We start from the raw sequence: 9,437 nt of genomic DNA on the forward strand, positions 1-9,437 counted from the left end.
CGCTTATAAAAGAACAATAGGATAAAACCAGCTAAGGCATATGCGTGTAGAATATCTCCATACCATAGAAAGATAAAGTGGAGTAAACCAAAGAGTAGCAAAATACACAATCTACGGCTAAATAGCTTATATATAGAATATCCTTTTGCTTCCGCGTTTTTTATAAAGATAAAAAATCCTACCCCAAATAAGAATGCAAAAATAGTATAGAATTTTGCTTGTATAAACAAATCTATTAAAAAACGAATCCCTTTATCTGTACCGGAATAACCGGCCTGGTTAAAGGGATCTAGTCCCGTCATAGTAGGTAGATTAGAAAATAGGATACATAGTATGGCTATACCTCTTATTGCGTCTAAAGAATAAATACGGGCGTTTTGTTGCATGTAAATTCCCCTTTCTTAAAAAGAAAAACGAGCACTATATTAACTAGCGCTCGAATTACGTCTCGCAAAGAATCCGTCATATGTAGCAGCTGACACTGCACCTTCTAGGCGTTCAATTTCTTCACCTCTGTTATAAGCTACAACAACTGGAGTGCCAGGAATATCGAACTCTTGAAAGGCACTTTGATTTTCTGGCGTAGAGATATCAATACGATAGATGGTTCTATCATGCTTTTTTGACATACTATTGATATCTGGTGCTGCCTTTTTACAATAATGACAAGTTGGTTGATAGTAGTACGCAATAAACTCTTCATGGGATTGTATTTTTTGCTTTAATTCTTCTTTTGAAATATCTTTAATATTTTCGGGCGATCCTTTTGTTTCTGCAGCTGATACAATTGTTTTGTTTGGTGTTACAGTCTCTGGGTTAACAGATTCATTTTTAGTTAAAGTAAAGATAGCGATACAAGCAACGCATAATGTAGTAACAATTGCTCCAATTTTGTAGACTTTATTCATAGTAAATTCCTCCTTAAAGTAAAAAAAAGGACAAACCTCGCCCGAGTTAACTGGGCGTAAGGTTTGTCCTTCACGCTACGTACAATAGAGTATAAACAATGGAAACAAATTTTCTACTTATATTTTAACATATAATCCATATAAAATACTATATAAATTTTCAACAAAAGCACTAGATTATAAAATTTCACGTACCATATTATTTTTAAACCTATTTACAAAGTAAACAGTACATAGTACAATTCAGTAAGCATCTATTTACTTTGTAAACGGGAGGGTCTGTAATGACAAATTTTATTGATCTGGAAGAACTTGCATTAATCCTAAAAATTAATAGCTCAGAGATTGTAGAAAGAATCGTTAAACAATATACGATGGATTCAAAAGATATTATGGATAGATTTGAAATTAGTAAACAAAGATTGTTAGCTTTAAAAAAGCAAGGTGTACTTAAAGAAATAAAAAAAGGTATATTTATAATACCGGATGCTGAGGAAATGCGAAAAAAACAAGTTGAAGAAAAAAGATTACAGAAGTATTCTAACTACGATTTAACGCCAGCATATAAAAAAATAGAGGAAGATATCTTGATAGTGAATAAACTACGCTTCTTTGATTGCCTAACAATGGTAAATAAAAGTGAAGATTCCATGAAATATAATAAGCACTTAGAAAGTACCTTACACTCAATTTATGAAATCTTTAAAGATGGTGGAGTCCTTTACTTTACATTACATAAAGGATTTGATGAGGTCGAAAATTTGCAAGAGCTAAAAGAGTTAGAAATTATACAAAGGAAGTTTACTAAGAATGAATTTATAAAATTTCTAGAATCGGTTGAAATGAGGATTTTGGGAATACAAAAAGTCTTAGGATTCGTTTCTATCTTAAATAATTTAAAAACATTAAAGTAATATTATAATGCATATCATGCTTCCGTTGAGTATTAAACAATTGATGGTTTACAAAAAAATATAGTATGTAAAGTAACTGGTACAGGATCTGTCTTTAGTGATATGTACTTAAAATAAGGATATTTATATAACAATAAATAGAAGGTGAATTAAGTGACGACAAATTATGTATTTACTGGCCACAAGTTTTTGGAATTTGTAGACTCTTCTAAGATTATAGAAGAAGCGAATGAAAAATTAAGTTCTTCTATAAAAATTGAAGATAAAAAGAAATTGAGTACGTATTTTGAAGAAGTAATTAGAAATAATCCTAAAGATAGGTATTTACTTAACACTATATTTTTTGAGCATATAATGTACAGTAGATTAAGAAATATTTTTGTAGATAGATTTAATGTTACAGATAACACGTTAGAGGTTTCGACTTTTAACATGAAAGTAAAGCGAATTCTAGAAAGTTTTAATAACGAAACAAGAATACCGCAAGCACTACTCTCTAAAATGAATGATGGTAAGTATTATTTAATGGATATGTTAGACATAAAGGCTTTAGGTACTAAATTTATTGCAGGCTATGACTATACTACTAATGGAGATAAGGTGAAAACTGCTAGATTTATATTTGTTCAAGTTGTACCTAGAGGAACAAGGATAGGATACTTTATAGCGGGAATAGATATTAATTTCGAAAATGGTACTTGTTTAACAATGATTCGAAATTTAACTGACATAAAAGATATTGAGAATGAAAAAGAGGCAGAATCTAAAAAAAATGATGAGAATAATCAATATGATGATTATCCAAAATCTTTTAATCGCTTGTATTCAACTGTTAAAAATTTGATAGTTGAACCTTTAATTAATTTAGAAAGTATAGATGTGAAGTCAGATAGGAAAGGAATGTATAATTTATGTTCCAATCTTTTACATAATCTATTAGGAGACATCCATGAAGAAGTTTTAAAAGCTACAGAAGAAGAGGTAAAGGATAGCGTCCAAACTATTCTTAGAAAACTATTCCCAAATGATAGTGCATTTATTAAAACTAATACTGCTCCGCTTGGAATGAAAATACAATCGATGTTATGTTCTGCGTTTATAAGCAAAAAGTATAAAACAAAGGATATAGTAAAAATAGCAAAACAGATACCTCTAAAAGGGTATCCAACAAGAATAAAATTTATTTCCAGTAAATTTAGTAAAGGGGCTGCACAATCCGGAGGATCTAAAATTCCTGTTGCCTATACAGATTTATTTCATAGCCTCTATACTGAATTTGAAAAATCATCTGATTTAGAAGAATGGTCTATTTCTTGGTTTTTAGATTTTAGAAATACTAACCCAGATAATTGTTTGGTTTCACAGACTACAATTTATGCTAAGCAGACATCCTTTAGAATAGTATTTTTACAGAAAAAATCACTAGGCAAGGAGTTTATATATCATGTCATTGGAGAACTTAATCATTACCGCTAAACAGGAATTACTCAAGTCGCAAGAAGAGGTTTTAAGTTTACTTGAAACTTTAATTAACACAGTTAATATGCAACCTTTCTCAAAAGAAGATCTTTATCATGCAAAATTAAACGAAAAAGAAATAAACTTTCTTGTGAAACACTTATTACAAGAAAGTTTATTTGAAAAAAGTTATGCCTATGAATGTCTAAAACATGAAGAACATGATGTTGTAGAAGATTTAAACGAAGATTGTGAGTTCTGTGAGCAGAAAATCCATGAAAGTCCATCCCATTTTATTAAAGAAATATTTGAATTAAGAGAGGAGTTTATACAGATGGTAAATTCTAAACAAGAGGAAATGCTAACAAAGTATTTGCAAGAGGAATATATGGATAACTACTTGTTATTGAAAGAAAATGTCGATAAGATAGTCCCATTTTTAGGAGCAGGCGTCTCAAAGCCACTTGGTCTTCCGGATTGGTATGGATTAATTTGGGGTATGAAAGAAAAGCTTCATACAGCAATAGATAAAGAGTACTGTGAAGGTTTAATTAATAGTGGTGATTTCCTAGGTGCTGTAGATACAATACTTGAGTATTCACCAACTTTAAATACTGAGGATAAAATAAAAACATATATAACGAATAAAATAGACAGCGATTTTAATAATCAAGTAGATGAAAGTAAGCATAACATTAGGGATATTATGAATTTGGCTTCTAGTTTTATACTGACTACAAATTATGATAATGCATTAGATGTATATAGGAATAAAGAGAAGGACGGTTATAGTTCTCCTAAGATAATCGAAGATATAGAAAATCTACAGAATCATTTAAATAAAGGTAAAAAGCAAGTTGTTCATTTTCACGGTATGGCAGAAAGGCCTAAAACAATGGTTGTTACGAAAAATGATTATAATGATTTGTATACGGATCGAAAAACAAAAGACTTCCTAAATGGAATTATGTCTGGTAAATTCTTGTTGTTTATTGGATTTTCTTTTAAAGATGTATATTTTAAGGAAATATATAGGGACATTCACAATAGCATAGGCGGTCAGCACTTTATTATTGTGCCTAATTTACATCCCCGTGAGAATAAACAATTATCTCATAGGGGATTAACACCAATTGGTATAAAAGTTCCAACCGAAAGTGATAAGTTTCAGCAAGGCATGGTGGATGCTATTAAATATATAATAAATAGCATCATATAATATATGATAAAAAATCGCCAAATATAAGTTGTAATCCATCTATTCATCTAGTAACGTAAAAAAAGACACTATAGAAAGTGTCTTTTTTTACGTTGACATACTATGAAAGAAAATGTAGTGATTAATCATAATTTGTTGGATGCTTCTTGGTTAAATCTAGTATAACATTAAAACAAACATTTATACATGCAAATTTACATATATTAAGATTTTATCAAATCAGGAGAGTCATCTCAAATACTATTAGGAAAATTAAATTTTTCTATATCTAAAACTAAGTTAGTCTCATTAGGGTCTGATATGAATATCAAACCCTTTTCATTATATGTAATTATTTCACTGCATCTTTTAATTCTTTTCCAGCCTTAAAAGCAGGTACTTTTGAAGCAGCGATTTGCATTTCTTCACCTGTTTGTGGGTTACGTCCTGTACGTGCAGATCTTTCGCGAACCTCAAATGTACCAAATCCAAGAATCTGAACTTTCTCCTCACTTGCTAGTGCCGTTGTAATTGTATCTAATACAGCTTGTGTTGCTGCAGCTGCATCTTTTTGTGTAAGTTCTGCTTTTTCTGCTACTACTTTTGTTAATTCAGTCTTATTCATTTTCTACACCTCGTTATATGTAATTAGGTGACTATTATAACGTGCCTATACTTTTGATGCAATTAGTACTATACCCATAGATTGTTTCTTAGCAGTCTAGATAAAACCATGTTAGTCCTTCTTTAGACTATTTAAAATATAATCTGTGAGTTCACTACTATTAAGCCCTTTTTGCTCTTTTAATTCGTTCATTTCACTAATGAAAGCATTAGTAGAATTAGACTGAAAGAGTAATAACAGTGAAACTGCCTGGTCTAATAGTCTTGTTTTAGGTATATTTGTATCCTCTTTAAGTTTTTCTAATCTTTCATTCAAATCATTGGCTAATGTTGTAGATAATTGTTTTCTATTCACTACTTTATAATGTTTCTTTTTAGTCATATTGAACACCCTTTAACTTTTTCATATTTATATAATAGCATTACTATAGAGTTTCTATCAATTTAATTAAACAACAATAAACTTCATGAAGTTTATTGTTGTTTAATATCTGTGTTCATTATATAATCAATATATAAAGTTTTATTTATTGATTATGAACTATAATTAAACGAAAGGGGGTTACCACGATGGGACTTTTAACTCTTATCATATCAATCTTTATCTTTTCTATAGTTACCCTAGCAACGATTATTGTTCTTTGGCTAAAAACTAAGCAGCTTTATGCTCCAGACATAATTAGATTAACTGGAGCAATTATTTGTTTAATTAGTTCGGGAATTTTACTTATGTTTAAAGATAAATTTGAACCTACTTATAATAATTTGACGGTAACAATTGGTCATTACACAGGGATCTCATTGAATATAACAATTTTATGCTTATTAGGATTCTTCTTGCTGCTTGCTCTTTTTAAAGCAAATAGACTATGAACATAAATTAACTAATAATGGGGGATTTAAATGAATAATTTCAATGATTTGATTAATTTATTTTGGTCTTGTTTATGGATAGTGGGTTGTGTATCTGTATTACTAATTACTTTGATATTAATGAAACGGATGATTTTTGGAAAATCAACATATAGAGGGTATTCTAGTAGTAATAAGAAGGCGATGGGTGTTGCTTTGTTTTCATCTATTACAAGCAATAATGATGATGGAAAAGATTAAAGAAATTAATTCTATTTAAAATTCTTGTTTTTTCTACTTACAGTTTTCCAGTTGTTGAATCAAATTATGTCGTTGTTTTGAGCGAATACAATAATTATGGGAGGGTAACGTAGTATGCAAACACTAGCAATACTAGCAATTTCACTCGTTATAACTGCTGGCGTAATGTTATTATTCGGTATAAATAACGATTTGAGTTCTATTCACGAAAATCCTTTACCTACAGTATTTATAATAGTGACGGTAGCTATTCTTTCCATATCGTTATATTACTCTGGTAAAGATGCAGATCATAATCTTGCAGTACTTGCTATAAACTTGAGAGACCTTGAACAAAAGCAAATAGATGATAAAAATAGACTATTAGAAAATGAACTGGGAACGACTAGCGATAAATTATTAGTCGAAGATTATGAGGATTATACGAAGGTAACCAGTGAAAAAGGGGTATTTAGAGTTATCTTTACACGTGATATGGATGATAATATGATCATCAAAAAGATTACCCCGATTCTAACTAATTAATATAGGAGAGTTCTCCTGTTATTTACTTTGAAAACAATCAATTTATTAAATATATTCAGATGAAAGGACAGATTGCAATGAGCATAAAAAAACCAATGATATTAGCAATTTTATTTTGTGGATTAGTTTTAGGGAGCTTCATTGGAGGGAGTATTCCCTTAAATAAATTCACTATACCATTACTTTTTATAAGCCCTCTTTTACTAGCTGTATCTTTTAAATTTAGGCATTTAGGCGAATACAATTGGAAAGGACAAATTGTATTAATTTGTTTTTCGGTAGGTGTCTTGCTATTGGCTTATGGTGTAATTTACTTTTTCCATGAATTTGCGAATAGCTTTTTTGTTAAACTTGCAACAATCACTAATCAAAAATAGCATTAGAGAAAAGTGGCTTATGGAAAGGTTTGAGTTAAGTTGACAGCATTACAATTCGTAACTTTTTTATTATTGTTTATATGTATTGTTTCAATTGCTATAATCATTATCGGTTCTAATCTACCTGAGATTGCAAAAATTGTTGTATCAGTTGTAATGGTAGGGAGTTTTATAGGATTAATGGTATGCGGGTACTTCCAAACAATTGAACAGGATCAAACGGTTAAACAAAAAAATGAAAGGTTAGCGTACAACGAAAAAAAACAAGAGGAACTGCTAAAAGAAAAGCTCAAATTACCTATTACAGATATTTTAATAGAACCAGTATCAAAAACGGAGTATTACAAGGTGACCACAAATACAGGGATTTATAAATTAGCTTACGCATATGATCCAAATGATAGGGTTATAGGTTTTAAGGAATTTAAGCAAATCACATCTACAATAAACTAAGAAGGTAATTCTGAGCAGTCTAATTACAATTAAAATTATAGAAATAGAGTGAAAACGTAATGTTTATACTCAACGCTTGAAAAAAAGCTTAGTTAACTAATTAAAAGGAGCTTTTACATGTTAGAGAATCTTGAAATGAGAAAAAAGCAACACGAAATAAATATAAAAAAATATAAAAAAATTCAAAAGTACTACAATCCATTTTTGTGGACAATCTCAATTATCTATTTTCTCTATTTCATGATCATTGATAATTCTCTTTCAGTACATCTATTACTTTCTTTCGTTATCGGCTTGATTCTTTGGAGTATAGGCCTAGCTATTAATTTGAAACTCGTGAACGAATTAAAAGGAAAGGGAAAAATCTTAAATATAGAAACAATAAACGAAATGAAAAATAACAAATATATGAGTCCAGGAAGAAAAGAACGTTATATCACAGATTATAATGCAACGAAAGATGGATTAGAAAAGATAATGATTTATGCTAACTTTATGTTAGAAGCTAAAGAGAGAGAAAACGAAATAAAAGATGATAATAGTAATTTAGATATGTAATTGTAGCGAGAGGAGCATGAAATTATGTCGATAGAACAGTATATTAATCTTCGTAAAAGAGGGAAAAAAATTGAGGAGATTCAAAAACAATCACTTTTAAGTGAAGCTACACTTTTAACATTAGAACTAGGCTATAAATGTTATGAAAAAAACATTTCGTTGGATAAAGCAATTAATCTTATCGATAAAATTGTAGTATTAAATGCAAATGATACCCAAAATACATCATTTAGTACGTCTGTCCATATGTGATAGATAGATCCGAAGGAGAAAGAGCAAATGCCTAAAGAAGAAATGAAAATGAGTATAGATGAAATAAAAAATGCCATATTGAATCCAGATTTAATCAAATGTTTGCATGGTGTTAACATATCTAATCAATGGGGAGCAATAAATGGTAGACAATTGTTATTAGATGTATATAGATTATGTGAGAAACATGAAGATTTATTAAAAGAACTGAACGATTTAAAAAACAAATAAAAGGGTGGTAAAGCATGAAATCAACAGGTGTTACACGTAAAATAGATGAATTAGGACGTATTGTTCTACCGAAAGAATTGAGAAGAACATTAGGAATCGCAGAAAAAGATCCTATAGAAATATTTGTAGAAGGTGAAAAGATAATACTACAAAAATACAAGTCATATGATGCTTGTACAATAACTGGTGATATTTCAGAAAAAAACATGTCATTAGCTAATGGACAAATTGTTCTTAGTCCTGAAGGGGCTGAACTTTTAATTAAAGAAATTCAGCAACACTTAGTAAAGTAAGAATTATTTTATACAGTTATAAACCATATTAAAAGTATTTCACGATACAATTTAAGAGAGAGGAACACTATAAAAATGAAAAAATTAACTTTTCTTAAATTAGCCTTATTAGTTTTATATGTAATGGTTGGACTGAACATATTATTAAAAGCTGACGTTGAAACTCTTATGCAAATAGCTGAAGAACAAGCTGTCATACTCCAAAGAATAATCCTGATATTTGTCTTTATTGGAACTCTATTAACATCTCTTTACTATATCACTCTTCAAAAAGAACAAGCAGATGAGAGGAAAAAAGCAAAATCGTTATTTGCTATGTATATAGTTGTTACAATTATGGCACTGTTTTCTAGTGACATAGCTAATTACATTAAAGATTTTATTTAACCTAATAACATCTATTCATATATATATAAAGAAAAAAGACATCCATATGTTAAATATATATAACCATTATTAAACATTAAAATATAAAGCTTGTATCGACGATTACCTGGTAATTTTCGATACAGGCTTTTTTTACTTATTCGCTA

Annotated in this window: 17 protein-coding genes; 13 read left to right on the forward strand and 4 right to left on the reverse strand. The window is 29.5% G+C overall.

The genetic code is table 11. The annotated features are described in order from the left end of the window. A partial coding sequence (locus tag FOT98_RS28875; protein WP_395940778.1) for a DUF418 domain-containing protein occupies positions 1-386 on the reverse strand: 386 nt, incomplete at its 3' end. Positions 387-425: 39 nt separating this feature from the next. Then, positions 426-908 carry a thioredoxin family protein gene (locus FOT98_RS28880; RefSeq protein ID WP_001045585.1) on the reverse strand — a complete coding sequence of 161 codons (483 nt, stop codon included), beginning with the start codon at positions 906-908 and terminating at the stop codon, positions 426-428. Positions 909-1,192: 284 nt separating this feature from the next. Between FOT98_RS28880 and FOT98_RS28885 the strand changes: the two genes are divergently transcribed. The 3 genes from FOT98_RS28885 (at position 1,193) to FOT98_RS28895 (ending at position 4,499) form a co-directional block, all read left to right on the forward strand. Beyond that, positions 1,193-1,822, forward strand: a complete 630-nt coding sequence (locus tag FOT98_RS28885) for a hypothetical protein (RefSeq protein WP_000181006.1) — start codon at positions 1,193-1,195, stop codon at positions 1,820-1,822. 153 nt (positions 1,823-1,975) lie between these two features. Beyond that, a complete protein-coding gene (locus FOT98_RS28890; protein WP_000210898.1) occupies positions 1,976-3,298 on the forward strand; it encodes a hypothetical protein in 1,323 nt (440 codons plus the stop codon). After that, positions 3,267-4,499, forward strand: a complete 1,233-nt coding sequence (locus tag FOT98_RS28895; protein ID WP_000051204.1) for an SIR2 family NAD-dependent protein deacylase — start codon at positions 3,267-3,269, stop codon at positions 4,497-4,499. The genes FOT98_RS28890 and FOT98_RS28895 overlap by 32 nt, the downstream gene beginning before the upstream one ends. A 331-nt stretch (positions 4,500-4,830) precedes the next feature. Here the strand turns inward: FOT98_RS28895 and FOT98_RS28900 are convergent, their stop codons facing one another. Continuing rightward, positions 4,831-5,103, reverse strand: a complete 273-nt coding sequence (locus FOT98_RS28900) for an HU family DNA-binding protein (protein WP_001043947.1) — start codon at positions 5,101-5,103, stop codon at positions 4,831-4,833. A 111-nt stretch (positions 5,104-5,214) separates the two neighbouring features. After that, positions 5,215-5,484 carry a ribbon-helix-helix domain-containing protein gene (locus FOT98_RS28905; protein ID WP_000162598.1) on the reverse strand — a complete coding sequence of 90 codons (270 nt, stop codon included), beginning with the start codon at positions 5,482-5,484 and terminating at the stop codon, positions 5,215-5,217. A gap of 188 nt (positions 5,485-5,672) precedes the next feature. Between FOT98_RS28905 and FOT98_RS28910 the strand changes: the two genes are divergently transcribed. The 10 genes from FOT98_RS28910 (at position 5,673) to FOT98_RS28955 (ending at position 9,291) form a co-directional block, all read left to right on the forward strand. Beyond that, a complete protein-coding gene (locus FOT98_RS28910) occupies positions 5,673-5,975 on the forward strand; it encodes a hypothetical protein (RefSeq protein ID WP_000523775.1) in 303 nt (100 codons plus the stop codon). Between the two features lie 30 nt (positions 5,976-6,005). Further along, a complete protein-coding gene (locus tag FOT98_RS28915) occupies positions 6,006-6,215 on the forward strand; it encodes a hypothetical protein (RefSeq protein ID WP_001058763.1) in 210 nt (69 codons plus the stop codon). A gap of 114 nt (positions 6,216-6,329) precedes the next feature. Then, complete coding sequence (locus tag FOT98_RS28920) at positions 6,330-6,740, forward strand: hypothetical protein (RefSeq protein WP_001193820.1); 411 nt, start codon at positions 6,330-6,332, stop codon at positions 6,738-6,740. 77 nt (positions 6,741-6,817) lie between these two features. After that, positions 6,818-7,117 carry a hypothetical protein gene (locus tag FOT98_RS28925; RefSeq protein ID WP_000023422.1) on the forward strand — a complete coding sequence of 100 codons (300 nt, stop codon included), beginning with the start codon at positions 6,818-6,820 and terminating at the stop codon, positions 7,115-7,117. A gap of 39 nt (positions 7,118-7,156) precedes the next feature. Next, positions 7,157-7,570, forward strand: coding sequence for a hypothetical protein (locus FOT98_RS28930; protein WP_000126133.1), 414 nt, complete (start codon positions 7,157-7,159; stop codon positions 7,568-7,570). A 117-nt stretch (positions 7,571-7,687) separates the two neighbouring features. Further along, positions 7,688-8,128 carry a hypothetical protein gene (locus FOT98_RS28935; protein WP_000892314.1) on the forward strand — a complete coding sequence of 147 codons (441 nt, stop codon included), beginning with the start codon at positions 7,688-7,690 and terminating at the stop codon, positions 8,126-8,128. A gap of 24 nt (positions 8,129-8,152) precedes the next feature. Further along, positions 8,153-8,380, forward strand: a complete 228-nt coding sequence (locus tag FOT98_RS28940) for a hypothetical protein (RefSeq protein ID WP_000021288.1) — start codon at positions 8,153-8,155, stop codon at positions 8,378-8,380. Between the two features lie 27 nt (positions 8,381-8,407). Further along, a complete protein-coding gene (locus FOT98_RS28945) occupies positions 8,408-8,611 on the forward strand; it encodes a hypothetical protein (protein ID WP_001123650.1) in 204 nt (67 codons plus the stop codon). Positions 8,612-8,625: 14 nt separating this feature from the next. Then, positions 8,626-8,904, forward strand: coding sequence for an AbrB/MazE/SpoVT family DNA-binding domain-containing protein (locus tag FOT98_RS28950; RefSeq protein WP_000843050.1), 279 nt, complete (start codon positions 8,626-8,628; stop codon positions 8,902-8,904). A 75-nt stretch (positions 8,905-8,979) separates the two neighbouring features. Next, the gene (locus tag FOT98_RS28955; RefSeq protein WP_000736944.1) at positions 8,980-9,291 is read left to right on the forward strand and encodes a hypothetical protein; all 312 of its coding nucleotides are present in this window, start codon (positions 8,980-8,982) and stop codon (positions 9,289-9,291) included. Positions 9,292-9,437: the final 146 nt, after the last annotated feature.

Origin of the sequence: Bacillus sp. HY001 (genome assembly GCF_007558965.1) — a bacterium.
Classification (GTDB): Bacteria; Bacillota; Bacilli; order Bacillales; family Bacillaceae_G; genus Bacillus_A; species Bacillus_A mobilis.

Excerpts from the sequence above, each read along its gene's own strand:
- FOT98_RS28880 (WP_001045585.1), bottom strand. The coding sequence starts at position 908 with ATGAATAAAGTCTACAAAATTGGAGCAATTGTTACTACATTATGCGTT.
- FOT98_RS28885 (WP_000181006.1), top strand. The coding sequence starts at position 1,193 with ATGACAAATTTTATTGATCTGGAAGAACTTGCATTAATCCTAAAAATT.
- FOT98_RS28895 (WP_000051204.1), top strand. The coding sequence starts at position 3,267 with ATGTCATTGGAGAACTTAATCATTACCGCTAAACAGGAATTACTCAAG.
- FOT98_RS28900 (WP_001043947.1), bottom strand. The coding sequence starts at position 5,103 with ATGAATAAGACTGAATTAACAAAAGTAGTAGCAGAAAAAGCAGAACTT.
- FOT98_RS28905 (WP_000162598.1), bottom strand. The coding sequence starts at position 5,484 with ATGACTAAAAAGAAACATTATAAAGTAGTGAATAGAAAACAATTATCT.
- FOT98_RS28910 (WP_000523775.1), top strand. The coding sequence starts at position 5,673 with ATGGGACTTTTAACTCTTATCATATCAATCTTTATCTTTTCTATAGTT.
- FOT98_RS28915 (WP_001058763.1), top strand. The coding sequence starts at position 6,006 with ATGAATAATTTCAATGATTTGATTAATTTATTTTGGTCTTGTTTATGG.
- FOT98_RS28920 (WP_001193820.1), top strand. The coding sequence starts at position 6,330 with ATGCAAACACTAGCAATACTAGCAATTTCACTCGTTATAACTGCTGGC.
- FOT98_RS28925 (WP_000023422.1), top strand. The coding sequence starts at position 6,818 with ATGAGCATAAAAAAACCAATGATATTAGCAATTTTATTTTGTGGATTA.
- FOT98_RS28935 (WP_000892314.1), top strand. The coding sequence starts at position 7,688 with ATGTTAGAGAATCTTGAAATGAGAAAAAAGCAACACGAAATAAATATA.
- FOT98_RS28940 (WP_000021288.1), top strand. The coding sequence starts at position 8,153 with ATGTCGATAGAACAGTATATTAATCTTCGTAAAAGAGGGAAAAAAATT.
- FOT98_RS28945 (WP_001123650.1), top strand. The coding sequence starts at position 8,408 with ATGCCTAAAGAAGAAATGAAAATGAGTATAGATGAAATAAAAAATGCC.
- FOT98_RS28950 (WP_000843050.1), top strand. The coding sequence starts at position 8,626 with ATGAAATCAACAGGTGTTACACGTAAAATAGATGAATTAGGACGTATT.
- FOT98_RS28955 (WP_000736944.1), top strand. The coding sequence starts at position 8,980 with ATGAAAAAATTAACTTTTCTTAAATTAGCCTTATTAGTTTTATATGTA.